Source organism: Arthrobacter jiangjiafuii, from assembly GCF_018622995.1.
GTDB classification, from domain to species: Bacteria; Actinomycetota; Actinomycetes; order Actinomycetales; family Micrococcaceae; genus Arthrobacter_B; species Arthrobacter_B jiangjiafuii.
This window is the reverse complement of sequence record NZ_CP076022.1, coordinates 2,287,430-2,313,544: the sequence shown is the minus strand read 5'-3', so window position 1 is coordinate 2,313,544 and position 26,115 is coordinate 2,287,430. Positions and strand designations below refer to the sequence as shown.

Below are 26,115 nucleotides of genomic sequence, written 5' to 3'. Positions count from 1 at the left end.
TGCGGGTGTGGTCACAGGGAATCTCCTTTGGCCGTTGATGCAGAAGAAGAAGAAGAAACGGCGGCGGCAGCTCCCGCCGGGGCGGGGGAGGCAGCCGACGAAGCGGCGGCCTCTGCCTGGCTCGGCGGTTCCGGCTGATCCCCGGCGGACGCCGGATCCTGGTAATTGCCCTGGGAGCGGTTGCCGACCTTGGCCAGCTCGCCGTTGCGGATGTACCAGATCACGCCTCGGGCATCGACGATCCGGGTGATGCGGATCCCCACCGATTGGACGGTTCCGATGGTATCGCCCACTTCGATGATGTCCCCGATGCCGTACTGGTCCTCGATGGTGATGAAGAAGCCGGCCAGGGCGTCGCGGATGAGCTCCCGCGCGCCGAAGCCGAGGGTGATGCCGACGATCCCGACGCTGGCGAGCAGGGGCGCTACGTTGGCGCCGACCGCTTCGAGGACCATGATGATCACGACGGTCCAGATCGACAGGCTGACGGCACTGCGCAGCAGGGCTCCGATGGTGTCGGCCCGCTGCGCGCGGCGTTTCTTGTCCAGCCCCCGCATGACCGGCTGCGCCCACTTCAGCTTTGATGAGCTGAACAGCGCATAACCCTTCTGCGCTCGTTGGACGACACTGTTGATGAGGAACCTGGCGGCGGTCCAGGCCAGCAGCCCGATCAGGACGATGACACCGGCCTCGATGAGGGCGGACCAGTCAAAGTCCCGGATCCAGGCGGACGACAGTTCGATTTCTGCAGCGGTCAGCAACTGGGCGTTACCATCCTTTTCGTATCGAGGAAGCAAGCGGTGGCACGGGCAAGCAAGCTACGGGCACAGACAAGGCTACCGGGGTAGGCTCCGAACATGCGCATCCTGATCCTTGGTGGAACCGTCTTTCTTTCCCGTGAAGTTGCCCGGCAGGCAGTCGCCCGTGGCCACGACGTGACCTGCCTGGCGCGGGGGACGTCCGGTCCGCCGGTAACCGGTGCTGCGTTTGTCACGGCCGACCGGGACACCGGTATCAGCGCCTACGCAGGGCTCGAGGGCGACTGGGACGCCGTGATCGACGTCGCCCGCAAACCGCAGCAGGTGCAGGACGCGCTGCTCGCCCTCTCCGGCAGCAGCAGTCACTGGTCGTTTGTATCCAGCGCTTCTGTCTACGCAGCCAACGACACTCCTGGAGCAGACGAAACCGCCGAACGGCTGGCCCCGATGGCCGCCGTCGACGGCCGATATACCGACCCTGCCGACGGTGAGTACGGCCAAGCGAAGGCCGCCTGTGAGGACCTGGTCCGGGGACTGGGCCCGGCGAACGTATTGGTGACCCGCCCCGGGCTGATCGCTGGACCGGAAGACGACAGCGACAGGTTCGGCTACTGGCCGGCGCGGCTGGCCCAGGAACGGAGCCCCGTACTGATCCCTGCGATGGCAGCCGAATCGATGACACAGACCATCGATGTGCGGGACCTCGCCCTGTGGCTGGTCACCGGAGCAGAGGAGAGCCGGACCGGCAGCTTTAATGTCATGGGGCCGTCGGTACCCTTTGGTGAACTGCTGGCCCTGGCGGCGGACGCGGCCGGCTTCCACGGCAGTTTCCGAAGCGCCGATCCGCAGTGGCTCCATGAGCAGGGTGTGGCGTACTGGGCCGGGAATGAATCACTGCCCCTGTGGCTGCCGGAGGAATACGGCGGGTTTTGCACCCGCTCAACCGAGGCCGCGCTGAACGCCGGGCTCATGCTCCGCCCGGTTGAGCAAACGGTCCGCGATGTGCTCGACGACGAGCAGGAACGTGGAATCTACCGGGAACGGAAATCCGGGTTGTCCACGGCACGGGAAACCGTACTTCTGGCTGCCCTGGACGTGGCCTAGTCAGCTAATCTCGACGGTGATCTCCGGTTTGTGCAGCACCGGAAAGTTCACGCTCCGGGCGATAAAGCACAGCCGGTTGGCTTCCGTATGCAGCTCTTCCGCAACAGCTGCAGAGTTTCCGGCAGCGATCGTGACCCGGGGCCGCAGCAGGGCACCGGTAAACTCACCGCTGCCGTCCCGGTTGAGCCTCATGGTGCCTTCGGCAGCATCGCCGTAGGCCAGAACGGTGATGCCGTTCTTCACCGCGACGTGCAGGTAGGAGAGCATATGGCACTGTGCCAGTGCGGTGAGGAGCAGCTGCTCGGGGTTCCACCGGTCGCGGTCGCCGTGGAACGTCGGATCCGCCGTCCCGGCCAGATCCGGCAGGCCGTCGGCACGGACGATGTGGTCGCGGCCGTAACCCCGGTAGCTGGCCGTGCCGGAACCGCGGTTCCCGGTCCATTCAAGGTTTATGGCATAACGGTGTTCGGACAGATCCTTCACCATTGGCCTTCCTTTCGTGTCGCGGGAACCGCGGACGGTTCAGCTGCTACTTGTCGGCGGCCTGGGCGCGCAGGGCGCGGACGACGCCGTCGCGGCTCTCCAGGATGAGCCGGCGCAGGGAGGGCGCTTCGCTGCCCAGGGACTCCAGGAAGGCATCGGTGGCGTCCACTGTGGACTGCGTGGCCAGCCGGGACGGATACAGCCCCGTCACGATCTGCTGCGCGATTTCATGCGTGCGGGTGTTCCATACCCCGTGCACCGCCGCGAAGTACTTCTCGGCGTACGGCTCCAGCAGCGCCGTGTCGTGAACGCGGCTGAACCCGACGATGGCCGAGCGCTGGGCCGCATTGGGCATATCCGTGCGTTCAACGATCGCCTCCCAGGCGGCGGCCTTCGCCCCGGCCGTGGGAATGGCTGCACGCGCCATGGCAGCAGCGAGCTGTCCGGTGGCCGTGGCATCCTGCGCCAGCTCCGCGGCGATCTCCGTCTCGCCGAGCCGCCCGCCGGCGACCAGGCCGGTGAGCAGTTCCCAGCGCAGGTCCGCGTCGATGTTCAGGCCCTCGAGGCTCTGGTCTCCGGACAGCAGGCCGGCCAGGATATCCAGGTGGCCGTCGCTGACCGCATGACCGGCGAAGGACTTCAGGAACTGCAGCTGGGAGTCGGAACCCGGTGCCGCTGCGGCTGCAAGCTCCCACAGGCTGTCCGCGGCGGCCGCGGTCATGGCATCACGGTCGGCCGGGGCCACATAGAAGGCCAGGGTGGTGGCCAGCTGACGCAGCAGGACCTGGACCACTGAGGAGTCGGATTCGGCACCGATGTTCTGCAGTACCAGTTCCACGTAGTTGCGGGCCGGGATCTCGCCGTCGCGGGTGGCATCCCAGGCGGAAGCCCAGACGAGCGTCCGCGGCAGGGACTCGGAGATATCCCGCAGGCGCCGGACGGCGGTGTGCCAGGACTTCTCGTCCAGCCGGATCTTGGCATAGGCGAGGTCGTCATCGTTGAGCAGCAGGAGATCCGGACGCTGATGGCCTGCCAGCTCGGGCACCTCAGTGCGTTCTCCGGCGATGTCCAGCTCCACCCGGTGGGTCCGGTGCAGCAGCCCGTCCTCGCCGGTGTTGTAGAAGCCGATGGCCAGGCGGTGGGGACGCAGGGTCGGGTACTCGGCCACGGCGCTCTGGCGGACAGCGAAGGTAACGATGGCGCCGTCGTCGTCCACTTCCAGCTCCGGACGCAGGGTGTTCACACCGGCGGTCTCGAGCCACAAAGCAGACCATTCCTGCAGGTCGCGGCCGCTGGCAGCTTCGAGCTCCGACAGAAGGTCTGTCAGCTCGGTGTTGCCCCAGGCATGCTTGCCGAAGTACTCGCGTACCCCGGCCATGAACTGCTCCTGGCCCACCCAGGCGACCAGCTGCTTGAGCACGGAAGCACCCTTGGCGTAGGTGATGCCGTCGAAGTTGACCTGCACGTCTTCAAGATCGCGGATTTCGGCAACGATCGGGTGCGTGGTCGGCAGCTGGTCCTGGCGGTAGGCCCAGGCCTTTTCCATGGACGCAAACGTGGTCCAGGACTGCTTGAACTCGGTGGCATCGGCAGCAGCGAGCGTGGACATGAATTCGGCAAAGGACTCGTTCAGCCACAGATCGTTCCACCAGCGCATGGTGACCAGATCGCCGAACCACATGTGGGCCAGCTCGTGCAGGATGGTGACGGCGCGGCGTTCCACCGTGGCATCGGGGACCCGGGAGCGGAAGACATAGCTTTCCAGGAAGGTGACGGCGCCGGCGTTTTCCATGGCTCCGGCATTGAACTCCGGAACGAACAGCTGGTCGTACTTCTCGAACGGGTAGGGCGTGCCGAACTGCTTTTCGTAGAACTCGAAGCCCTGCCGGGTCAGCTCGAAAATGTTCTCCGCGTCCAGGAACTGCATCAGCGACTTGCGCGCGAAGACGCCCAGGGGGATGGTGCGGCCGTCGGAGCTGGTGAGCTCGCTGCGCACGGACTGGTACGGTCCGGCGATCAGGGCGGTGATGTAGGAGGAGATCCGGGGCGTGGGGGAGAAGGACCAGGTGGCGTTCCGTCCGCCCTCCTCCAGTGATCCGGCGGGAACCGGCTCGGGGGTGGGGGAGTTGGAAATAACGTCCCAGTGCGACGGCGCCGTGACAGTGAAGCGGAAGGTTGCCTTCAGGTCCGGCTGCTCGAAGACGGTGAACATGCGGCGGGAATCCGGGACCTCGAACTGCGAGTAGAGATACACCTCGTTGTCGACGGGATCAACGAAACGGTGCAATCCCTCGCCGGTGTTCATGTAGCGGGCGTCTGCCACCACCACGAGTTCGTTGGAGGCGGCCAGCACGGGCAGCTGGATGCGGACGCCGTCGGACACCTCTGCAGGATCCAGCTCGGCACCGTTGAGGGTCACCCGGTGCACGTGGGCGGTGACCGCATCGATAAACGTGGACGCGCCCTGTTGGGCGGAGAACCGGACAACAGTGGTGCTGCCGAAGACCTCATCCCCCCGCGTGAGGTCCAGATTCACGTCGTAGGATTCGACATTGATCAGTTCAGCGCGTTCACGGGCTTCTGACCGCGTGAGATTCATACCTGGCAAGGTGCTGCCTTTCGAAAGGGGGAAGGTGCGTCCTCCGGCTGTGGCGTCGGACTATTAACAACAATTGCAACATTGTCTCATTAGCCGTCCCTTGCCAAGTGGTGAGCTGGTGGATTGTGTAGCGCAATCCACCAGCTCATGTCGATTCATGGTTTGTGCCTAGTTATAACTGATTTGTGCTTTGCCCTCTGACGTCAGCGTGATCTTGCCGCCCTTGAAAGTCTGAACGGTTGTACGGTTGGCAGCCGACGTTTGGCCGGATGTGGGATAGCCGAGTCTTCCCGTCTCCGAACCCTGGGAACGGTAGGCGTCTCGGATGGGGCCGTTCTTGGCAATATGTGTTCCGGTTGCCGGCGAGGAAAAGATGCTTCCACCTTCGAAGTGCTGGTACGAGCCACCCTTCGACGCTGTTTCCCCGCTTGTAGGGAGGCCGAGGTAGCCCGAGTTGAAACCGGTGGAGCCCCAGGCCGAACGAATCGGACCGTTCTTCGAGATCTGCGCCCCGGTCTTCTGGGACCAGATGATCGCACCGCCCTCATAATCCTGGTACTTGCCCTGCGCTCCCATGCTCTTTTCCCCTCCGGTGGGAAGCCCCAGATAGCCGGAGTTGAAGCCCGTGGAACCCCAGGCCGAGCGGATCGGTCCGTTTACGGACACCTGGGCTCCGGTCTTGGCGGACCAGACGATGGCTCCGCCTTCATAGTCCTGGTAGCTGCCCTGGGTGCCCATGGCCCGTTCCTCCCCGGTCGGCAGCCCAAGCGGGCCGGCGTTGAAGCCGGTGGCTCCCCAGGCCGAGCGGATGGGTCCGTTCCGGGAGATCTTGGCTCCGGTCTTCTCCGACCAGATAATCGCGCCGCCCTGGTAGTCCTGGTATTTGCCCTGGGTGCCCATGCTTGTCTCCGGCCCGGTGGGAAGTCCGAGGTAGCTGGAGTTGAAGCCGGTGGCGCCCCAGGCCGAGCGGATGGGTCCCTTCTTGGAGATCTGCGCTCCGGTCGCAGCGGACCAGATCATGGCGCCTCCCTGGTAGTCCTGATAGGTACCTTGGGTCCCCATCCGGACTTCCTCGCCCACGGGATATTTCAGATCCGATTTTTCCGCCCCGGCGGCCCGCCAGACATTCCGGACTGCACCAGTGACGATCCAGGCCCCAGACGCAGGGGAGTGGATGATGGTTCCGCGCTGGTACTCCTGGGAGGTGCCGCCGTCTGCGAGCGTCACCTGGTTGGTCGTCGGGTATCCGATGGGGCTGTTCTCGAAGCCGGAACGGCGCCAGGCCTCGCGGATGGGTCCGTTCCGGGAAACGCGCGCGCCCGTGGCCGGAGACCAGATGATGGCACCATGCTGGTAATCCTGATACTTTCCCCCGTTGGGCAGCCCGCCGATTTCGTTGCTGGTGGGGTACCCCAAATAGCTGCGTTCTGAGCCCGTATAGCCCCACTCAGTGCGGATGGGCCCATTCTTCGAGACTCGTGCGCCCGTCGCTGGGGACCAAATGATGGCTCCACCCTGGTAATTTTGATAGGCGCCTCCGTTAGGCAACCCATAGACCTCGTCGCTGGTGGGTAGGCCGAGATAGCCGGCGTCGAAGCCGGTTGCCGCCCACGCCGACCGAATCGCGCCCATGGATACACGGGCACCGGTTCCGGGGGACCAAATGATGGCGCCTCGTTCATAGTCCTGGTAGGCGCCCTGATCTTTGAGCCCGCCGCGGATCACTCCGACAGCCTTCCCCAGTTCCGGATGTGCGGCGCGGGCAGCTGCGATGGGCTCACCCGCCCGGGCAGCAATGCCGCCCGTAATCGTGATGGAAGCGGAATCACTGCTGATCGAGTTGATGCGCACCGCGGTGCCGGTGTGGGTATTAAACGTCTGCCCGGCCTGCCAAGTGCTGTTCGCGTTCGTGTAGCCAGCGAAGTCCCGTGTATTGGGGGCGATTACGAGCGAATTCACGGCCCAGTTGTTGGCGAGGTCAGCCTTCACGATCTTTACGCCACGGTTGCCGCCGACTGCTGTTGAAGCGTCGTACCCGACAGGTGTGCGTAGTTCGAGGTAATACGTTTCCCCGGAGGTGTCCGTGAACTTCACCGCCCGGCGGGCAGAAGAGCCTGCCCAGGGCCGCAATGTGTAACTGACGGCAGAACCGGGCGTGCCGGTGCTGACTATCTCATCACCACGCCCGAACCCGCCCGCATCCCAAAAATAGGAATTGATGGCCGGCGAAGCATATTGGGCATAGCCCATGAGATCGGAGGTGTCTCCGTATTCACGCGACGTGCAGGAATCGTCTGTCCAGCCGTTGTTTCCAGCCCCGACATCGCTCCGGCCGTTGTTGCACTTAAGGCTGTTGGCATGCAGGAGGCCCAAGACGTGGCCGAACTCGTGGGTGACCACATTGTTTGTGAAGCCGGACGGCTGCGGCATGAGCACTGAGCCGCTGGTGGGCCCGGCGGTCCATCCGCCGCCGAGGATGCCGCCGTAGCCGCCACTGCGCAGATCCGCGGCAGGCACGAAGACCAGCAGAGCCTTGTTGGGGCTGTCCCGCCAACTGAGATCTTTTTTAATGGTGTTCATCATGTCGGCATAATCCTGCCGGGAGTTGGCCGTGCTGTTGATGGCACGCGTCGCCACGTGCTTGACTCCCAGACGCCCGTTCGACATGGCACGCCAGTATTCGTTTGCCGCAGTCATCGAGTTGAGCGCCCCGCTGGGGTTCACTGCTCCTCGATTGTCGGTAAGTGTCGCGTAAACGAGCGTTATCTCGATCGTTCCGCTGCGCGCTGCCGAGGAGATGCTAGCGCCACCCATCCTGCTGCTGAACGACTGCGTTCCGTGGTCATGCGCCGCTGAGATATCCGTTTCCACGGCAGACCGAACGGTGCCGTCAGGGTCCGTGACCATCGGGGTGTTCGGGCCCGGAACCGGGAAGCCGCCGCCCACTACCGGGTCGTATCCCAGGTCTTCCCCGGCCTCGTCCTCTTCCGCCTCGTCCGCATGCACCTCGCCGTTCTCATCGGCGTGATCCGTCGCCACATCCGCAGGAGTGGTGGCAGGCGCGGGCTCTGCGGTGGCCGGTTCCTCGGGAACCGGAGCTACCGCATCGACACCCGGCACCGCATCTGGGCTCGGAGGCGCAGTCATGATGCCAGCGTCGCCCGTCGGATCAACCACCGGAACCGGCGCCGGCACCTCGGAGTAGCCGTAGGCAGGGATCGACCCGGCCGTTAACGCTGCAGCGAGAAGGGCCAGTACCGCGAGTTTTGCACTTTTCAATGGAAGTTCCTTGTAGAGCGAGACCTGGTGGGGTGCAACGGCAGATGCAACGGCACTGCCAGCCTCCGGTGGAACCCGGAATATCCGGATAGCCAGGGATCGAGCATATGCCGTCGGTAAAAATAGTCCTGCCTGTGTTATCGGCCGGAACGGCATCTTCGTAAGGAGTCCAAGTAAGGAGTCACCATAACCAGTTGCAGAAAGGGATTTGGATCGCGGCGTGCCGCTGGAGCTACGCTTGTTCCGTCTCCCGGCCCCTACTCCGAACGGATTTACACCAAATGCGCGTCCACATTGCAACCGACCACGCAGGCATGGAGCTCAGCGCCCACCTTCTGTCCCACCTCCGGGATGCAGGTTACGACATGGTTGATCACGGCCCGCAGGTTTACGACGCCGAAGATGACTACCCGGAGTTCTGCATTGCGGCCGCAGAGGCCGTGGTTGCCGACCAGGAAAGCGGTGTCGAGGCCCTGGGCATCGTGCTGGGCGGCTCCGGTAACGGTGAGCAGATTGCTGCCAATAAGGTTCGCGGCATCCGGGCGGCCCTGGCCTGGAACCTCTCCACCGCCAAGCTGGCCCGCGAGCATAACAACGCCAACGTCATCGCTGTGGGCGGCCGCCAGCATTCAGTGGAAGAGGCCACCGAAATCATCGAGGCCTTCCTCGCTGAGCCATACAGCAACGCCGAACGGCACAACCGCCGGATCGCGAAGATCGCCGAATACGAAACCACCGGAACCATTTCGGCCCCCTGATGCCTGAAGGACATTCCATCCACAGGCTGGCCCGGCAGTTCACTTCTGTGTTTTCCGGGCAGCGGCTGGAGGTCTCGAGTCCGCAGGGCCGATTCAGTGCAGGAGCGGCCCAGCTGAACGGCCACATCCTGACCTCGGCGACAGCGCACGGCAAGCAGCTGTTCCTGGGTTTTGACAACGATCTGCTCTTGCGGATCCACCTGGGCCTCTACGGCGCTTTTGATTTCGGCGGTGACTCGAGTTTCCTGGGCGCCTCCAGCATCGGCGCGCCGCGGAAGGTGGGGGAGCGGGAGATCGCGTCCGACGACGACGGCGCCGCCTACGCGGGTCCGCCGGCTCCGCGCGGGGCCGTCCGGGTCCGGCTGGTTGCGGAACACGGATGGGCTGACCTGCGCGGCCCCACCTCGTGCGAAGTGATCACCGAAGCCGAGCGGGCCGCCGTCGTCGCCCGTCTCGGACCGGATCCGCTCCAGCCCGATGCCGACGCAGCAGAGTTTGCCGCCCGGCTGCGGCGCCGCGCGTCGCCGGTGGGGCTGCTGCTCATGAACCAGGAGGTCCTGGCGGGCGTGGGCAATGTCTACCGTGCCGAAGTCCTGTTCCGTCAGGCGCTCTCGCCCTGGCGGCTGGGCCGGGATATCCGGGAAGAGGAAGCCAAGGCCCTGTGGGTGGATATCGTTTCGGTGATGAACGACGGCGTTGCCCAGGGCAGGATCATCACTACCCTCCCCGAGCACCGGGACAATGGGGCCGAACCTGTCCCCAGGGAAGAGGCGCACTACGTCTACCAGCGCCCTTCACTGCCGTGCAGGCGCTGCGGAACTGCCATCGCCGGAACCGAGATGGGCGCCCGGAAGCTGTATTGGTGTCCGAAGTGCCAGGCCCGCTGAGGCCTTGACGCCGCATGGCAGGGGAGCGGGCACCCGGTTCGCCTGGCCACGGCCCCGGAGCCGGACAACGAAAAAGGTCCCCCGCATCGCGGGGGACCTTTCGCAGCCGCTTCTATCCGGCTATATTTTGCTGAGGGGATGACGGGAATCGAACCCGCGTGATCAGTTTGGAAAACTGAGGCTCTACCATTGAGCTACATCCCCGGCGCCCTAAGGCAGGTTTTACCTTAGCACGGTAATTCCGTGGGTCGGTAATCACCTCTCGAACGGGCCTCGGAGGAGGGCCGGGCCACATCCAATTGTGCACAGGGCCGTTTCTGCCGGTAGGCTGTCAGGTGCACTGACGGGGTGTAGCTCAGCTTGGAAGAGCGCCTGCTTTGGGAGCAGGAAGTCGCAGGTTCAAATCCTGTCACCCCGACTCTGTAGTACACATGGTGCAGACCCCAATCCCAGAACCCTCAGGAGAACTACGCTGTGAAGAGCGCTGTAGAAAACCTCACACCCACGCGGGTAAAGCTCGTTGTCGAAGTTCCGTTTGAGGAACTGAAGCCGAGTATCGAAGAGGCCTACAAGACCATCGCCACTCAGGTGCAGGTGCCTGGCTTCCGCAAGGGCAAGGTCCCCAACAGGCTCATCGACCAGCGCGTTGGCCGCGGCTACGTTCTGGAAACCGCCATCAACGACGGCCTGAACGGCTTCTACCAGGACGCTGTATCGGAAACGGGTATCCGTCCGATGAGCCGCCCCGAGGTGGAAATCAGCGAAGTTCCGGACCCCGCTACCGACGAGGGCCAGCTGGTCTTCAACGTTGAGCTGGACGTCCGCCCCGAAATCGAACTCCCGGACTACTCCGGCCTCGAGGTCACCGTTGAGCCCGCCGAGGCTTCCGACGACGACGTCACCAAGGCCCTGGACGAACTCCGCGGCCGCTTCGGCACCCTCAAGACGGTTGACCGCCCGGCTGCCGACGGCGACTTCCTCACCATGGACCTTGTAGCCAAGGTCGGCGACGAGGAAATCGACTCCGCCGCAGACCTCTCCTACCAGGTCGGCGCCGGCACCATGCTCGAGGGCATGGACGAAGCAGTCACCGGCCTGTCCGTTGACGAGTCCGCAACCTTCGAGACGAAGCTTGCCGGCGGCGAGCACGCCGGCGAAGACGCCGTCGTCACCGTCACTGTCAAGGCCGTCAAGGAGCGCGAGCTTCCCGAGGCAGACGACGACTTCGCACAGCTGGCCAGCGAATTCGACACCATCGAAGAACTGCGCGAAGACCTGACCAAGCGTGCCGCCGAGTCCAAGCTGATGGAGCAGGGCGTCGAGGCCCGCGACAAGGTGCTGGAGAAGCTGCTGGAAATGATCGAGGTTCCGGTTCCGGAGTCCGTCATCGAAGAGCAGCTGGAACAGCACTTCAACTCGGAAAGCGCCCACGCCCAGGGCGAAGACCATGACACCGAGGAGCACCGCGCAGAAGTCCGCGAGAACACTGCCGCTGCCTTCAAGAACGAAATCATCCTTGATGCTGTAGCCGACAAGGAAGAGGTAGGCGTCAGCCAGAACGAGCTGATCGACTACATCGTTTCCGCTGCCGGCCAGTACGGCATGGATCCGAACCAGTTCGCCCAGCTGATCGACCAGAGCGGCCAGGTCCCGATGATGGTTGGCGAAGTCCGCCGCCGCAAGGCCCTCGCCAAGGTCCTGGAGCAGGCCAAGGTCACCGACACCACCGGTGCCGAGATTGACCTGACGGAGTTCGTCCGCCCGGCCGGCGAAGAAGCACCTGTTGCCCCCGAGGCTGAGGTCGCCGAAGAGTCCAAGAGCGACGACAAGGCATAATCTCCCCTCAGGGAGCATTGAACAAGCGGCCTGCGCCGCCTGCCCCTCGGGGTGGGCGGCGCAGCCGTTTAAAAGGCGCAGTCCTTTTAAAAGAGGTGCGCCGGGTTCGGTGCGCCCGCGTGTCAGCAGCCGGAGAACGACGCAGCCAACTCGGCGGCAATGCTGTGATTTGCGCTGCCTGCCGCTGTGATGCGCATCGTGCGCCGTCAGCGAACAGCCCGCGAATCGGGAGCAGATCCGCGCCGCAACAGGTTAGTGTCCTAGAAGAGATAAACGGCGGGACCAGCTGACGCGGTTAGCGGTTCTGTACCCCGCCAGAGCGAGAGGTCACTCAGTATGGCAATTGCACCCACACCCACAATGGCAACGGTTGACCCGGCAAGCCGGGACGACTACATCTACAACCGTCTGCTGCGCGAGCGGATCATCTGGTTGGGCTCGGAAGTCCGGGATGACAACGCCAATGCCATCTGCTCTCAGCTGCTCCTGCTCTCCGCCGAGGACCCTGAAAAGGACATCTTCCTCTACATCAACTCCCCGGGCGGATCCGTGACGGCCGGCATGGCCATCTACGACACCATGCAGTTCATCCCGAACGACGTGGTCACGGTGGCAACCGGCCTGGCCGCCTCCATGGGCCAGTTCCTGCTTTCCTCCGGAACCAAGGGCAAGCGCTACGCCACGCCCCACGCCCGCATCCTGATGCACCAGCCCTCCGGCGGCATCGGCGGCACGGCCTCCGATATCCGCATCCAGGCCGAACTGATCCTGCACATGAAGCAGGTCATGGCCGAACTGACGGCCGAGCAGACCGGGCAGAGCGTGGAAACCATCCTGAAGGACAACGACCGCGACAAGTGGTTCACGGCCCAGGAAGCACTGGAATACGGATTCTTCGACAAGATCTCCGCGCACGCCGGCGGCGTCACCGGTGGCGGCGGAACGGACCAGGACAAGGGTGCAGCCCCGGTCGAGGACTGACGCTTCCTCCCTTAGCAGCGCACCTTTTCTTAGACTTCAGGAGTAATTTTATGAACACCAATTTCGGAACCGCAGGCGGCTCTGCACCGCAGATGCCGTCCAGCCGTTACGTGCTGCCGCAGTTCGAGGAGCGCACACCGTACGGCTTCAAGCGGCAGGACCCGTACACCAAGCTCTTCGAGGACCGCATCATCTTCCTGGGTGTCCAGGTCGACGACGCCTCCGCCGACGACGTCATGGCCCAGCTGCTGGTCCTGGAGTCCAACGACCCGGACCGCGACATCACCCTGTACATCAACTCCCCGGGCGGTTCGTTCACGGCCATGACGGCCATTTACGACACCATGCAGTACATCCGCCCGGAGATCCAGACGGTCTGCCTCGGCCAGGCTGCCAGTGCGGCAGCCGTCCTGCTGGCGGCCGGCACGCCGGGCAAGCGCCTGGCGCTGCCCAACGCCCGGGTCCTGATCCACCAGCCCGCCCTGGGCGGCGGCGAGCGTGGGCAGGCATCCGACCTGGAAATCCAGGCCGCCGAGGTCATGCGCATGAGGACCTGGCTGGAAGACACCCTGGCTCTGCACTCGAACCACACGACCGAGGAAGTGAACCGGGACATTGAGCGTGACAAGATCCTCACGGCTGCCGGTGCCCTTGAATACGGTCTGATCGACCAGGTGCTGGACTCCCGCAAGATCAAGACGCCGGCCATCAACCGGATGTAACCCTTTCGATAGGCCCGTGGTGCGAAATACGGCACCACGGGCCTTTCGGTTGCTGTATCACTCAACCAATTGTCCTAGAGTGGAACATGGCCGACCGGACACAGCCCGTCCAGCATGGGACGGATGCCGGCGCTGTTTTAACGATGGACCATCTAAGGGGACTGAATTATGGCTCGCATTGGTGAGAGCACAGATCTGCTCAAGTGCTCTTTCTGTGGAAAAAGCCAGAAACAGGTCCGCAAGCTCATTGCCGGCCCCGGCGTGTACATCTGTGACGAGTGCATCGACCTCTGCAATGAGATCATCGAAGAGGAACTCTCCGAGGTCGCAGACCTGGGGACCTTCGAACTGCCCAAGCCGCGGGAGATCTTCGATTCCCTGCAGGAGTACGTGATCGGTCAGGAGCCCGCCAAGCGCTCCCTCGCCGTCGCCGTCTACAACCACTACAAGCGCATCCAGGCCGGCCACGCGCCACGCAATACCGGGAATCTCTCCGACGCCGTGATGTCCGACGACGTCGAGATCGGCAAGTCCAACATCCTGCTGATCGGACCCACCGGCTGCGGCAAGACCTACCTCGCGCAGACCCTGGCCCGCCGCCTCAACGTACCCTTCGCCGTTGCCGATGCCACGGCGCTCACTGAAGCCGGCTACGTCGGTGAGGACGTCGAGAACATCCTGCTCAAGCTCATCCAGGCCGCCGACTACGACGTCAAAAAGGCCGAGCAGGGCATCATCTACATCGATGAGATCGACAAGATCTCACGCAAGAGTGAAAACCCCTCGATCACCCGCGACGTGTCCGGCGAGGGCGTGCAGCAGGCGCTGCTGAAGATCCTTGAGGGAACGGTTGCTTCGGTGCCCCCGCAGGGCGGCCGCAAGCACCCGCACCAGGAATTCATCCAGATCGACACCACCAATGTGCTCTTCATCGTGGCCGGCGCCTTCGCCGGCCTGGAAGAGATCATCGGATCCAGGTCCGGGCGCAAGGGCATCGGCTTCGGCGCCCCACTGAACGAGAACGCCAAGGAGGCTGACTCCTATGCGGAGGTCATGCCCGAGGACCTGCTCAAGTTCGGCCTGATTCCGGAATTCATCGGCCGCCTGCCGGTCATCACCACGGTCTCCAGCCTGGACCGTGAAGCCCTGATCCGGATCCTCACCGAACCCCGGAATGCCCTGATCAAGCAGTTCCAGAAGATGTTCCAGCTCGACGGCGTTGAACTCACCTTCGAACCCGCCGCCCTGAATGCCATTGCCGACGCGGCCCTGTCCCGGGGGACCGGTGCCCGCGGGCTGCGCGCCATCCTGGAGGAAGTCCTGCTGCCGGTCATGTTCGACCTGCCCAGCCGTGACGACGTCGCCACCGTGGTCATCACCGAGGACGTTGTCACGCAGAAGGCCGAGCCGACCCTGATTTCGCAGGCCGTGGCCGCCAAGCGCCGGAACAAATCCGCCTGAGAGCCGGTTGGTCCGGATAGGGTCCGCAGGTCCGCTGCGGCCGTTCAATCTTCAAGGAGTGTGTCTTGAGCTCATCTGACGCTGCATCAAAAGCCGATTTCTGGTTCGACCCGATGTGCCCGTTCGCCTGGGTCACTTCCCGCTGGATGGGGGAAGTGGAAAAGGTCCGCGACGTCAGCACCACGTGGCATGTCATGAGCCTGTCCGTGTTGAACGAGGGCCGCGACCTGCCCGAGGACTACCGGGAACGCATGGACGCGGCGTGGGGCCCGGTCCGGGTGATCATCGCGGCGCAGGAACTGCACGGCGACGAGTTCGTCAAGAAGCTCTACGATGCCATGGGCACCCGCATCCACGTCGGTGGCAACAAGGACTTCCCGGCCGTTATCACCGAGTCGCTGGCCGAGGTGGGCCTGCCCGCTGACTTGGCTGAGTACGCCGACAGCGACGCATATGACACGCAGTTGCGGGCCTCGCACCAGGAGGGCATCTCCAAGGTGGGCGACGACGTTGGAACCCCCGTTGTCGCGTTCAACGGCACAGCCTTCTTCGGCCCGGTGCTGACCCGCATTCCCCGCGGCGAGGAGGCCGGCCGGATGTTTGACGGCGCGGTGATGCTGGCGGAAAATCCGGCGTTCTTCGAACTTAAGCGCTCCCGCACCGAGAATCCCCGGTTCGACTGATCCACCAACAACTCCAGACAGAAAAGCCCCGCCGGAAATGATCCCGGCGGGGCTTTTCAGTGCCGCCCCGCATTACGGGGCAGGCATTTTGCCTTACTCGGCGGGCGGAGCCAGCTCCACCTCGGTGACGCTCAGTTCGCCGTCGCCGGTTGCCAGGGTCAGCTCACGCACGTTTCCGGCGGCCTTCAGGTCGGCGAGTCCGGCATTCAGCTGCGCCACCTGTGCCTCGGACGCGGTAACCGTGGCCTTGAGGACCTCGGTGCGCTGCTTGACCTTGGCCTCGGACTTCGCCTTGCGGATGCCGCCCAGGGCGGTGGCCACGGTGGCGAGGATCCCGGCGTCGGCCGTTGCAACGGCGGTGGAGAGCGCGTCGACATTGGGCCACGGAGCGGTGTGCACGGAGCCGTGGCGCCACCAGCCCCAGACCTCTTCGGTAGCGAAGGGCAGCACCGGCGCAAACAGGCGCAGCAGGGCATCCAGCGTGGTGGCCAGGGTGGCCAGCACGGAGGCCTGCTCTTCGGGCCCGGAGGCCCCATAGGCGCGGTCCTTGATCAGTTCCACGTAGTCATCGGTGAACGACCAGAAGAAGGACTCCGTCAGCTGCAGGGCCTTGGCATAGTCGTAGTTTTCGAAGGCCTTGGTGGAGGCATTCACAACCTCGGCGAGGGCCTTGAGCAGCGCGGAATCCAGGGCGTTTGTGATCACCGAGGTATCGGCGGTGACAACGTTCGCCTCTGTGGCGCCCAGGTTCAGGACGAACTTGGAAGCGTTCAGCAGCTTGATTGCCAGGCGGCGGCCGATCTTCATCTGCGCAATCTCGTACGCCGTATCGGCGCCCAGCTTGGCTGAAGCTGCCCAGTAGCGGACGGCGTCGGACCCGTAATCGTTGAGCACGTCGGTGGGAACCACCACGTTGCCCTTGGACTTGGACATCTTCTTGCGGTCGGGGTCAAGGATCCAGCCGGAGATGGCGGCGTGCTTCCACGGTGCGGCATGGTTCAGGGCATCCGCACGCACCACCGAGGAGAACAGCCAGGTCCGGATGATGTCATGGCCCTGCGGGCGCAGGTCAAACGGGAAGACCTTGGCGAAGAGGTCCTCGTCGCGGCCCCAGCCGCCAACGATCTGCGGGGTAAGTGACGACGTGGCCCAGGTGTCCAGGACATCGGCGTCGCCGACGAAGCCGCCGGGTGCGTTGCGCTGGGACTCGTCGTAGCCCGGAGCGGGCTCGGCGGCGGGGTCCACGGGCAGCGATTCGGCAGCGGGCAGCACGGGGTTGTCGTAGTCCGGATTGCCCGAGGCATCCAGCGGGTACCAGACGGGTACGGGGACGCCGAAGAAGCGCTGGCGCGAGACCAGCCAGTCACCGTTCAGGCCCTCGATCCAGTTCTCGTAGCGCGAACGCATGAACGCCGGATGGAAGTCGATTTCCTTGCCGCGGGCGATCATGGCGGCGCGGCGGTCCTCGTCGCGGCCGCCGTTACGGATGTACCACTGGCGGCTGGTGACAACTTCGAGCGGCTTGTCGCCCTTTTCGAAGAAGTTCACCGGGTGGGTGATCTTCTTCGGTTCACCCTCCAGGTCGCCGCTGCTGCGCAGCATCTCAACGACGGCTTCCTTGGCGCTGAAGACAGTCTTGGCGGCGATGGCGGCGTAGTTTTCCTTCGCCGTATCCGTGGTGATCCACTCCGGGGTGTCGGCCAGCAGGCGGCCGTCGCGGCCGACGACGGCGCGGGTGGGCAGGTTCAGCTCACGCCACCAGATAACGTCGGTCTGGTCACCGAAAGTACAGATCATGGCGATGCCCGAACCCTTGTCCGGCTTGGCCAGCGGATGCGCCCGGACCTCGACCTCGACGTCGAACAGTGGAGACTTTACCGTGGTGCCGAAGAGACGCTGGTAGCGCTCGTCGTCGGGGTGCGCCACCAGTGCCACGCAGGCGGGCAGCAGTTCCGGGCGGGTGGTCTCGACGAAGATCTTCTCGCCATCCGGAGCATGGAAGCTGATCCGGTGGTAGGCGCCGGGCTGCTCGCGGTCCTCGACCTCGGCCTGGGCCACGGCGGTGCGGAAGGTGACGTCCCAGAGGGTGGGAGCCTCAGACATGTAGGCGTCGCCGGCCTTGAGGTTTTCCAGGAAGGCGCGCTGGCTGACGGCGCGGGAGTTGTCGTCGATGGTGCGGTAGGTCCGGGTCCAGTCCACGGACAGGCCCAGCGTGGAGAAGAGGTCTTCGAAGACCTTCTCGTCCTCCACCGCCAGCTCTTCGCACAACTCGATGAAGTTCCGGCGCGAGATGACGTCGAAGTCGCGCTGGTTCTTGGGAGCGGTGGCCGGCGGGCGGTAGTCCGGATCATACGGCTTGGTCGGATCGCAGCGGACACCGTAGTAGTTCTGCACCCGGCGTTCGGTGGGCAGGCCATTGTCGTCCCAGCCCATCGGGTAGAACACGTTCTTCCCGGTCATCCGCTTGTAACGCGCCATGACGTCGGTCTGCGTGTAGGAGAACATGTGTCCCACGTGCAGTGAACCGGAGGCGGTGGGCGGAGGGGTGTCGATCGAGTAGACGTCCTCGCGGACCGTGTTTTCAGTAAACGCGTACGTTCCCTCTTCGCGCCAGCGGCGGCTCAGCGTTGCTTCGAGGCCCTCGAGGGCGGGCTTGTCGGGGACGGATACGGTCTTGGGTGCGTTATCGGGCGTGTCTGTGCCCGCAAAGTTTTCAGCCATGGCTCCATTCTTTCACGCGGAGGGTATGGCATGCGGCACTGTCTGTCCTTCACCGCCAGGCCGCCGTAGCATCCGGAGATGGCATCGGATCAAGGGCAGCACGGCGGGATCCGCGTCCGGCGCATCTATGAGGAGCCCGACGGCGGCTACCGGGTACTGGTGGACAGGCTCTGGCCGCGCGGGGTGTCAAAGGAAAAGGCGCATCTGGACGAATGGCTCAAGGAGCTGGCGCCGAGTACCGACCTGCGGAAATGGTATGGCCACCTCCAGGACCGCTGGGACCAGTTCGTGCAGCGGTACCGGGAGGAACTGGAGGGCAACACGCAGGTTGCGGACTTTCCCGCGCCTGTGCGTCCCGGCCGGACACCGTCCTGCTCTGCGGAGCCCGCAGCGCCACCCAGAACGAGGCCGTGGTTCGGCGGGAGGGCGGGGAAAGCGCGGGAGGCCAGGAGACGGGGAGGCAGGGAAACAGGGAAGTAGGGAGAGGGGACCAGTCCACGGGCGTAATACGGGAACGCGCGCCTGCGGAGCACCGACGCCTGTGGCTACAGTGACTCCATGACTTCTCCTGTGCCTTCAGAATCCCTGTCCAGCTCAGCAACCCGGCCCAAGCGCGCGGTGGTTACCGGGGCCAGTTCCGGAATCGGAGCGGCAACCGTCCGCGCCCTGCGGGCCTCAGGCTGGGACGTCGTCGCCGTCGCCCGCCGGGGGGGTAGGCTCCAGGCGCTCGCCGCTGAAACCGGCGCCCAGCCCGTCACTGCGGATGTCACCGACGGCGGCTCGGTGGAGCGGATGGCTGCCGAAGTGCTGGCGACCGGGGGAGTGGACGCCCTGGTCAACAACGCCGGCGGCGCGTGGGGCGTGGACTCCGTGGGCGACGGCAAGCTCAGCGACTGGGAAGCGATGTACGACGTCAACGTTCTGGGGGCCTTGCGGGTCACCCAGGCCTTCCTCCCGGCCCTGCGGGATTCCGGCCGCGGCTCCATCCTGATGCTCACCTCGACGGCGGCGCTTGCGCCCTATGAAGGGGGCGCCGGCTACTGTGCCGCCAAGGCAGCGGAGCAGGCGCTCGCCGGAACCCTGCGCCTGGAGGAAGCGGAAAACAACGTGCGTGTCATCGAGATCCTTCCGGGCATGGTCAAAACCGAGGAGTTCTCCCTGAACCGGCTCGGCGACAAGGACGCCGCGGAAAAGGTGTACGCCGGAGTGGAACAGCCGCTGACTGCTGAAGACGTCGCCGATGTCATGGCCTATTCCCTGAATCTTCCGCACCACGTGAACCTGGACCGGGTAGTCCTGCGGCCCGTGGCGCAGGCCGCCACCCACAAGGTCATCCGCCGGCCGCTGGGCTAGGACTGCCCGGGCTGGAACGGGTCAGGGTTCAAGGACCCCGCCCCTGGCCGGCAGTGCCACCGGCTCGCCGCCGCGGTGGAAAGCGAGCGGGAGACCGAGGGCGAACGTGGGGCGGGGCCGGTCCATGGCCTGCAGGTGCAGGTGCGGCTCGGAGGAGGATCCGCTGTTGCCGCACCGCGCAATGAGCGTCTCCGGGCCGACCCGGTCGCCGGGCCGGACCCGCGCACTGCCCTGCTTCAGGTGGGCGTAGGCGAGGTAGCCGCCGTCGTCGGTGGCAATGACGATGAGGTTCCCGAAGACGTGCCGCGAACCGGGGATGCCGCGCACCAGGCTCTCGAGGAAAAGGACGGGCAGGGCACTCCAGGAGTTCCTGCTGCGGTGGTCGGGCGCAGTGTCCCTGACGGAGACCACGGTGCCGCGGGTTCCCGCGGTGACGGGGAGCCCGAAGGCCGGAAAGGACGAGGCCGGCCGGAAGCCCCCGGTCAGGGGAAACGGGCGGGGTTCCGGGCCGGTGACGAGCAGGTCGATGGCCCAGGTCTGCCCGAAGATATGTGTCCCATGGCTCGGGACCGAGCTGCTCGGGGAGCTGACCGCCGTCCAGGAGCCGGAAACCGGCGGCTCCATGACGACCGGCGGCCGCTTCCGCCCACGCAGGGTGCGCTGGAGAACGAGCATCAGGATGGTCAGCAGAAGAACCAGGAACGAGGCCAGGGCGCCGGCACGATCCAGGGCCGGTGACATCTCCGGCAGTACCTGCCAGGTCAGGGCTGCCACGGCAAGGACCATGGTCGCTGCCGTAACCGGCCAGCGAAGCAGGGCCGCAGTCCTCGCCGCAGGGCCCGCGGCCCCGATCCGGTGCTGGCCAAGCCGTGTCTGGACGGCGGTCATCGGGCGGCCGCCGCAAGCGTGATGAGCAAGGGAACGACCCGGGCGGCAGGTACCTCATACCGGCCCCGGCCGGCACTCTGCAGCCATCCGGCCGCCAGTAGCAGGCGCAGGTGGTGGTGGAGCTGTCCGGTGGTGCCCAGCCCGGGCAGGTCCGCCAGTTCGGCGGTGGATCCGGACCCGCGGACGACGGCCTGGACGATGGCAAGCCGTACCGGATGCCCCAGCGCGTTGATGGTGTCGGCCAGCTCGGGCCAGTCAGCGTCAACCAGGGCTGCTGTTGATGCGGACTGCTGCCAGTCATAGGTTTCCCCGGTCGGCAGTGCCACAGCACCGACGAGCATGACCTCGCCGGAATCATCAACGAGCTGCGCCCGCAGGCCTTCCAAGGCCCAGAATTTGGCCGAGGTGCGGGCCGACCCTTCGGGTGCGGCCGGGGCCTCGGCGTCCGGAACCGGCAGGCGATCCAGGAGTTCGAGGATCCGGTCAATCTTTTCTTCCAGCGGGTGTGTTTCCTTCATGCCGCCGACGGTACGGGAATACGTACGAGCTGTCTAGGTTGTTACATATTTCCATAGTTATCGACGGTGTCTTCCGGAACTTCGACATCGCTGAAACCGTGGCCTAAACTGGCGGGAGCAGCTTTGACCCGGCCATCACCGGTGAGCTTCCGGAAGAACAGCCCAGGGATTGTCGTTTCCCAGGGCCCAGTAGAACCGGACGGGTAAGCCCGTCACAGCAGTCAACGAGCGGCAGCCGGACTCGGTGGCGCAGTGCGGTGCATTGGATGCACGGCAGGGCGGCGACGACGAAGGCGGCAAGCGAGGTGGTACCGCGGATCACCGCAGGCCTTCGGCCGGCAGGGATTCCGCCCTCGCATCCTGTAATTCACCAGAACTACTTGCCGCTGTCAGGATGACGAATATGCCCTCTATCTACCCCAAGGCCACTACGGCCGCCGCCCCGGCAGAAAATGCCGCCCCGTCTTCCCCCCGGTTTCCGGAACTCGAAGAACGCGTTCTGAAGTACTGGGACAAGGACGGCACCTTCCAGGCCTCGATTGACGCACGGCCTGCCGGCAAAGACGGCGCCAACGAATTTGTCTTCTACGACGGCCCTCCCTTCGCCAACGGCCTGCCGCATTACGGGCACCTCCTCACCGGCTATGCCAAGGATCTGGTGGCCCGCTACCAGACCCAGCGCGGCCGCCGCGTCGAGCGCCGTTTCGGCTGGGACACGCACGGCCTGCCCGCCGAACTTGAGGCCATGAAGCAGCTGGGCATGTCCGACAAGGTCCAGATCGAGAAGATGGGCATCGACAAGTTCAACGACGCCTGCCGCGCCTCGGTCATGGAATACGCCGGCGAGTGGCGGGATTACGTCACGCGCCAGGCCCGCTGGGTGGACTTCGAGAACGACTACAAGACACTCAACGTCGACTACATGGAATCGGTCATCTGGGCCTTCAAGACCCTGCACGAAAAGGGCCTGACGTACAGCGGCTTCCGCGTGCTTCCGTACTGCTGGAAGGACGAGACGCCGCTGTCCAACCATGAACTGCGCATGGACGACGACGTCTACAAGGACCGCCAGGACCAGACCGTCACGGTGACCTTCCCGATCACCGCCGGCGACAACGTGCTTTCCGCCGAGCTCGAGGGCGTTCTCGCCATCGCCTGGACCACCACGCCCTGGACCCTGCCCACCAACATGGCTCTCGCCGTCGGGCCCTCCGTCCGCTACGCCGTGGTGCCCGCCGGCCCCAACGGCACCCCGCAGGACGATCCGGCCGCCCGCTACCTGCTCGCCGAAGACCTGGTGGGTGCCTACGCCAAGGACCTGGGGTACGACGACGCCGACGCCGCCCGTGCGGCCGTCACCGCCGTGCACCTGGGCAAGGACCTCGCCGGACTGCGCTACGCGCCGCTGTGGGACTACTACACCGACACCGAGAAGTGGGGCACGGCCAACGCCTGGCAGATCGTCACCGCCGACTACGTCACCACGACCGACGGCACCGGCATCGTCCACCAGGCTCCCGCCTACGGTGAGGACGACCAGAAGATCTGTGAAGCCAATGGCATCCCGGTGATCCTCTCCGTGGACGAGGGTGGCAAGTTCCTGCCCATGTTTGGCGACGGCCCCCTGGCCGACATTGCCGGGCAGCAGGTCTTCGACGCGAACAAGGCGATCACCAAGGTGCTGCGCGCCGACGGCCGCCTGCTGCGCCAGGCCAGCTACGAGCACAGCTACCCGCACTGCTGGCGCTGCCGCAACCCGCTGATCTACAAGGCGGTCTCCTCCTGGTTCGTCGAGGTCACCAAGGTCAAGGACCGCATGGTGGAGCTGAACCAGCAGATCAACTGGATCCCGGAGAACGTCAAGGACGGCCAGTTCGGCAAGTGGATCGAAAACGCGCGCGACTGGTCCATCAGCCGCAACCGTTACTGGGGCAGCCCCATCCCGGTCTGGGTCTCCGACGACCCCAACTACCCGCGCACCGACGTGTACGGTTCGCTCGCGGAGCTGAAGGCCGACTTCGGCCGCCTGCCGGTGAACAAGGCCGGCGAGCCCGACCTGCACCGCCCGTTCATCGACGAGTTGACCCGCCCGAACCCGGATGACCCCCGCACCCCGGAAGAGGGCCAGTCCACCATGCGCCGCGTGGAGGACGTGCTGGACGTCTGGTTCGACTCCGGTTCCATGCCGTACGCCCAGGTGCATTACCCGCACGAAAACGCCGAGTGGTTCGAGAACCACAACCCGGGCGACTTCATCGTCGAGTACATCGGCCAGACCCGCGGCTGGTTCTACACCCTGCACGTCCTGGCCACGGCACTGTTTGACCGTCCGGCGTTCCGCAACGTGATCAGCCACGGCATCGTGCTGGGCTCGGACGGGCAGAAAATGTCCAAGTCCCTGCGCAACTACCCGGACGTCTCCGAGGTCCTGGACCGCGACGGCTCCGACGCCATGCGCTGGTTCCTGATGTCCTCGCCGATCCTGCGCGGCGGCAACCTTGTTGTCACCGAACAGGGCATCCGCGAGGCAGTCCGCCAGGTCATCCTGCCGCTGTGGAACGTGTGGCACTTCTTCACGCTCTACACCAACGCCGCGGACAACGGAAACGGCTATGAGGCCAAGGCCCGCTATGAGTCCAGCGAACCGCTGGACAACTACATGCTCGCCGCCACCGGCGACCTGGTGCGCACCATGACCGGACAGCTCGACAGCTACGACGTCTCCGAGGCCTGCGAAACGCTGCGCCAGTACATGGACACGCTGACCAACTGGTACATCCGCCGCAGCCGCAACCGGTTCTTCGACGAAGACGCCCAGGCCTTCGACGTGCTCTACACCTGCCTGGAAACGGTCTGCCGGGTCGCCGCCCCGCTGCTGCCGCTGATCTCGGAAGAGATCTGGCGCGGCCTCACCGGCGGACGGTCGGTGCACCTGACCGATTGGCCGGACGCCGATCTGTTCCCGCAGGACGAGGCCCTGGTGGACCGCATGGACCGCACCCGCCGGATCGCCTCGGTGGGCTCCTCGCTGCGCAAGGCCGCGAACCTGCGGGTGCGCCTGCCGCTGTCCGAAATGACAGTCGTCGCCCCCGACGCCGAGGCGCTGGCCGGCCAGTTCGCGGCGATCATCGCCGATGAACTGAACCTGAAGTCCGTGCGGCTGATGGACGCCGCCGCTGCCGATCCGGCCGAGTTCGGCATCACGCAGAAGCTCGTCGTCAACGCCCGGGCCGCCGGTCCGCGGCTGGGCAAGAACGTCCAGACGGCCATCAAGGCCTCCAAATCAGGGGACTGGTCGGTGGACGACGCCGGCACCGTCACAGCGGGTGGACTGGAACTGCAGCCGCAGGAATACACCCTGGAAACAGTGGTGGAAACCGGCGACGGCGAATCCGCCAAGGCGGTCTCCGTACTGCCCGGCGGCGGCTTCCTGGTCCTGAACACCGAAGTCACCCCGGAACTGGCCGCCGAGGGCACAGCCCGCGACGGCATCCGCGCCATCCAGCAGGCCCGCCGTGACGCGGACCTGCACATCAGCGACCACATCCGCGCCGAGGTGCGGACATCGGCGTCGTCCGTTGCCGCCCTCGAGGCGAATGCCCAGCTGATCAAATCCGAAACCCTGACCGACGAGCTGGTTCTCACGGCAGTTACCCTTGCCGACGACGATGAAGAATTCACCGTCACTGTGGAGAAAATCTAATGAGTATTTCCGACGGACCTTCCGGATCGATCGACGGGTTCTCCGTGGAGAGCGTGTACGCCGAGCTCCTCAGCCGCGCCCCCGAAAACAAGATGGAACCGCGGATGGCACCGCTGTTCCGGGCCATGGAGGTGCTCGGGGAGCCGAACAAGGCGTTCCCGATCATCCACATCACCGGCACCAACGGCAAGACCTCCACGGCCCGGATGATCGAAGCCGGGCTCCGGGCCTACGGCCTGCGCACCGGGCGGTACACCAGCCCGCACCTGAGCAAGGTCACCGAGCGGATCAGCATCGACGGCGAACCCGTTTCCGATGAAACGTTCGTGCGGATCTGGGACGAGATCCACCCGTACCTGGACATTGTCGACGGCGAACTGACTGCCGCCGGCGAACCGCGGCTGACCTACTTCGAGGCCGTGACCATCCTGGCATTCGCCGTCTTTGCGGATGAACCCGTGGACGTGGCGGTCATCGAGGTGGGCCTGGGCGGCATCACCGACGCCACCAACGTCGGCGATGGGTCGGTTTCGGTGATCACGCCCATCTCCCTGGACCACACCGAGCTGCTGGGCGACGACGTCGCCGACATCGCGGTGGAAAAGGCCGGGATCATCAAGGAACACGGTTTCCTGGTCAGCGCCGCCCAGCCCATGGAAGCGGCGCAGGTGCTGCTGGAAAAGGCCCGCGAAGTGGGGGTTCCCTACCGCTTCGAAGGAGTGGAGTTCGGCGTCGAATCCCGGGTCATGGCAGTGGGCGGGCAGATGCTCACCATCGCCGGCCTGGCCGGCCGTTACGAGGACCTGCTGCTGCCGCTGCACGGCAAGCACCAGGCGGAAAACGCCGCCGTCGCCGTCGCTGCCCTGGAAGCCTTCATCGGGGGCGGCACCAAGGAACTGGATACGGAACTGCTGCGCACCGGCTTCTCCACCGTCACCTCGCCCGGACGCCTCGAGGTGGTGCGCACCGCCCCCACCATCGTGGTGGACGCCGCCCACAATCCGGCCGGCGCCAAGGCGTCAGCCGAGGCCGTGCTGGAGGCATTCAACTTCACCTCCCTGGCCGTGGTGGTCGGGATCCTGGCCGAGAAGGACGCGGTGGGAATCCTGACTGAACTGCGTGAGACGCTCGGCGACCAGATCGCGGGGCTCTGCCTGACGCAGTCCAGCTCGCCGCGGGCCGTCCCTGCCGATGAACTCGTACAGGACGCCATCGACGCCGGGTTTGCCGACGAAGACCTGCAGGTGGAGCCCGGCCTGGACAACGCCATCGAATGGGCCGTGGCCAAGGCTGAGGAAAACAACGACCTGGCTGGCGGCGTGCTCATCATCGGCTCCATTACCGTGGTGGCTGAAGCGCGCACCCTTCTCGGAAAGTAAGC

Annotated in this window: 19 protein-coding genes and 2 tRNA genes; 13 read left to right on the top strand and 8 right to left on the bottom strand. The window is 65.1% G+C overall.

Annotated features, from left to right (window positions below; all coding sequences use genetic code 11):
- Positions 1-11 precede the first annotated feature (11 nt).
- The gene (locus tag KKR91_RS10875) at positions 12-761 is read right to left on the bottom strand and encodes a mechanosensitive ion channel family protein (RefSeq protein WP_237687351.1); all 750 of its coding nucleotides are present in this window, start codon (positions 759-761) and stop codon (positions 12-14) included.
- A 96-nt stretch (positions 762-857) separates the two neighbouring features.
- Between KKR91_RS10875 and KKR91_RS10870 the strand changes: the two genes are divergently transcribed.
- The gene (locus tag KKR91_RS10870) at positions 858-1,862 is read left to right on the top strand and encodes a Rossmann-fold NAD(P)-binding domain-containing protein (protein ID WP_210229470.1); all 1,005 of its coding nucleotides are present in this window, start codon (positions 858-860) and stop codon (positions 1,860-1,862) included.
- Here KKR91_RS10870 and KKR91_RS10865 read toward each other — a convergent pair whose 3' ends face one another.
- The 3 genes from KKR91_RS10865 to KKR91_RS10855 form a co-directional block, all read right to left on the bottom strand.
- Positions 1,863-2,348 (bottom strand): OsmC family protein, encoded by a 486-nt coding sequence (locus KKR91_RS10865; protein ID WP_210229468.1) that lies wholly within the window; start codon positions 2,346-2,348, stop codon positions 1,863-1,865.
- Between the two features lie 43 nt (positions 2,349-2,391).
- Positions 2,392-4,944, bottom strand: a complete 2,553-nt coding sequence (gene pepN / locus KKR91_RS10860; protein WP_210229466.1) for an aminopeptidase N — start codon at positions 4,942-4,944, stop codon at positions 2,392-2,394.
- 168 nt (positions 4,945-5,112) lie between these two features.
- Positions 5,113-8,223 (bottom strand): zinc-dependent metalloprotease family protein, encoded by a 3,111-nt coding sequence (locus KKR91_RS10855; protein ID WP_210229464.1) that lies wholly within the window; start codon positions 8,221-8,223, stop codon positions 5,113-5,115.
- A gap of 281 nt (positions 8,224-8,504) precedes the next feature.
- Here KKR91_RS10855 and KKR91_RS10850 point away from each other — a divergent pair, with 281 nt between their 5' ends.
- Positions 8,505-8,981, top strand: a complete 477-nt coding sequence (locus KKR91_RS10850; protein WP_210229462.1) for a ribose-5-phosphate isomerase — start codon at positions 8,505-8,507, stop codon at positions 8,979-8,981.
- Positions 8,981-9,868: an Fpg/Nei family DNA glycosylase gene (locus tag KKR91_RS10845; RefSeq protein ID WP_210229460.1), complete on the top strand. Its 888-nt coding sequence runs from the start codon at positions 8,981-8,983 to the stop codon at positions 9,866-9,868. Before KKR91_RS10850 ends, KKR91_RS10845 begins: the two co-directional genes overlap by 1 nt.
- A 133-nt stretch (positions 9,869-10,001) precedes the next feature.
- Here KKR91_RS10845 and KKR91_RS10840 read toward each other — a convergent pair.
- Positions 10,002-10,072: transfer RNA gene (locus KKR91_RS10840), tRNA-Gly, on the bottom strand.
- 140 nt (positions 10,073-10,212) lie between these two features.
- Here KKR91_RS10840 and KKR91_RS10835 point away from each other — a divergent pair.
- The 6 genes from KKR91_RS10835 to KKR91_RS10810 all read left to right on the top strand — a co-directional run bounded on the left by KKR91_RS10835 (position 10,213) and on the right by KKR91_RS10810 (position 15,551).
- Positions 10,213-10,286, top strand: a tRNA-Pro gene (locus tag KKR91_RS10835).
- A 56-nt stretch (positions 10,287-10,342) separates the two neighbouring features.
- The gene (gene tig / locus KKR91_RS10830) at positions 10,343-11,704 is read left to right on the top strand and encodes a trigger factor (RefSeq protein ID WP_210229458.1); all 1,362 of its coding nucleotides are present in this window, start codon (positions 10,343-10,345) and stop codon (positions 11,702-11,704) included.
- Between the two features lie 360 nt (positions 11,705-12,064).
- Positions 12,065-12,685, top strand: coding sequence for an ATP-dependent Clp protease proteolytic subunit (locus KKR91_RS10825; protein ID WP_210229818.1), 621 nt, complete (start codon positions 12,065-12,067; stop codon positions 12,683-12,685).
- Positions 12,686-12,735: 50 nt separating this feature from the next.
- Complete coding sequence (locus tag KKR91_RS10820) at positions 12,736-13,407, top strand: ATP-dependent Clp protease proteolytic subunit (protein ID WP_210229456.1); 672 nt, start codon at positions 12,736-12,738, stop codon at positions 13,405-13,407.
- A 168-nt stretch (positions 13,408-13,575) separates the two neighbouring features.
- On the top strand, positions 13,576-14,868 hold the full coding sequence (gene clpX / locus KKR91_RS10815) for an ATP-dependent Clp protease ATP-binding subunit ClpX (RefSeq protein ID WP_210229454.1): 1,293 nt from the start codon (positions 13,576-13,578) through the stop codon (positions 14,866-14,868).
- A 65-nt stretch (positions 14,869-14,933) separates the two neighbouring features.
- A complete protein-coding gene (locus tag KKR91_RS10810; RefSeq protein ID WP_337925010.1) occupies positions 14,934-15,551 on the top strand; it encodes a mycothiol-dependent nitroreductase Rv2466c family protein in 618 nt (205 codons plus the stop codon).
- A gap of 93 nt (positions 15,552-15,644) precedes the next feature.
- Here the strand turns inward: KKR91_RS10810 and valS are convergent, their stop codons facing one another.
- Entirely contained in the window at positions 15,645-18,272 is a 2,628-nt protein-coding gene (valS, locus tag KKR91_RS10805) for a valine--tRNA ligase (protein ID WP_210229452.1), read from the bottom strand.
- A 78-nt stretch (positions 18,273-18,350) separates the two neighbouring features.
- Here valS and KKR91_RS10800 point away from each other — a divergent pair, with 78 nt between their 5' ends.
- Positions 18,351-18,752, top strand: coding sequence for a DUF488 domain-containing protein (locus tag KKR91_RS10800; protein ID WP_210229449.1), 402 nt, complete (start codon positions 18,351-18,353; stop codon positions 18,750-18,752).
- Between the two features lie 78 nt (positions 18,753-18,830).
- A complete protein-coding gene (locus KKR91_RS10795; RefSeq protein ID WP_210229447.1) occupies positions 18,831-19,625 on the top strand; it encodes an SDR family oxidoreductase in 795 nt (264 codons plus the stop codon).
- 21 nt (positions 19,626-19,646) lie between these two features.
- Here the strand turns inward: KKR91_RS10795 and KKR91_RS10790 are convergent, their stop codons facing one another.
- Entirely contained in the window at positions 19,647-20,513 is an 867-nt protein-coding gene (locus KKR91_RS10790) for a M23 family metallopeptidase (RefSeq protein WP_210229445.1), read from the bottom strand.
- Entirely contained in the window at positions 20,510-21,031 is a 522-nt protein-coding gene (locus KKR91_RS10785; protein WP_210229443.1) for a helix-turn-helix domain-containing protein, read from the bottom strand. The genes KKR91_RS10790 and KKR91_RS10785 overlap by 4 nt, the downstream gene beginning before the upstream one ends.
- 394 nt (positions 21,032-21,425) lie before the next feature.
- Between KKR91_RS10785 and ileS the strand changes: the two genes are divergently transcribed.
- Positions 21,426-24,734 carry an isoleucine--tRNA ligase gene (ileS, locus tag KKR91_RS10780; RefSeq protein WP_210229442.1) on the top strand — a complete coding sequence of 1,103 codons (3,309 nt, stop codon included), beginning with the start codon at positions 21,426-21,428 and terminating at the stop codon, positions 24,732-24,734.
- On the top strand, positions 24,734-26,113 hold the full coding sequence (locus KKR91_RS10775) for a bifunctional folylpolyglutamate synthase/dihydrofolate synthase (RefSeq protein ID WP_210229440.1): 1,380 nt from the start codon (positions 24,734-24,736) through the stop codon (positions 26,111-26,113). Before ileS ends, KKR91_RS10775 begins: the two co-directional genes overlap by 1 nt.
- Positions 26,114-26,115: the final 2 nt, after the last annotated feature.

Coding starts and splice junctions, on each gene's coding strand:
- KKR91_RS10870 (WP_210229470.1), top strand. CDS start 858: ATGCGCATCCTGATCCTTGGTGGAACCGTCTTTCTTTCCCGTGAAGTT.
- KKR91_RS10865 (WP_210229468.1), bottom strand. CDS start 2,348: ATGGTGAAGGATCTGTCCGAACACCGTTATGCCATAAACCTTGAATGG.
- pepN (WP_210229466.1), bottom strand. CDS start 4,944: ATGAATCTCACGCGGTCAGAAGCCCGTGAACGCGCTGAACTGATCAAT.
- KKR91_RS10850 (WP_210229462.1), top strand. CDS start 8,505: ATGCGCGTCCACATTGCAACCGACCACGCAGGCATGGAGCTCAGCGCC.
- KKR91_RS10845 (WP_210229460.1), top strand. CDS start 8,981: ATGCCTGAAGGACATTCCATCCACAGGCTGGCCCGGCAGTTCACTTCT.
- KKR91_RS10825 (WP_210229818.1), top strand. CDS start 12,065: ATGGCAACGGTTGACCCGGCAAGCCGGGACGACTACATCTACAACCGT.
- KKR91_RS10820 (WP_210229456.1), top strand. CDS start 12,736: ATGAACACCAATTTCGGAACCGCAGGCGGCTCTGCACCGCAGATGCCG.
- clpX (WP_210229454.1), top strand. CDS start 13,576: ATGGCTCGCATTGGTGAGAGCACAGATCTGCTCAAGTGCTCTTTCTGT.
- valS (WP_210229452.1), bottom strand. CDS start 18,272: ATGGCTGAAAACTTTGCGGGCACAGACACGCCCGATAACGCACCCAAG.
- KKR91_RS10800 (WP_210229449.1), top strand. CDS start 18,351: ATGGCATCGGATCAAGGGCAGCACGGCGGGATCCGCGTCCGGCGCATC.
- KKR91_RS10795 (WP_210229447.1), top strand. CDS start 18,831: ATGACTTCTCCTGTGCCTTCAGAATCCCTGTCCAGCTCAGCAACCCGG.
- KKR91_RS10790 (WP_210229445.1), bottom strand. CDS start 20,513: ATGACCGCCGTCCAGACACGGCTTGGCCAGCACCGGATCGGGGCCGCG.
- KKR91_RS10785 (WP_210229443.1), bottom strand. CDS start 21,031: ATGAAGGAAACACACCCGCTGGAAGAAAAGATTGACCGGATCCTCGAA.
- ileS (WP_210229442.1), top strand. CDS start 21,426: ATGACGAATATGCCCTCTATCTACCCCAAGGCCACTACGGCCGCCGCC.
- KKR91_RS10775 (WP_210229440.1), top strand. CDS start 24,734: ATGAGTATTTCCGACGGACCTTCCGGATCGATCGACGGGTTCTCCGTG.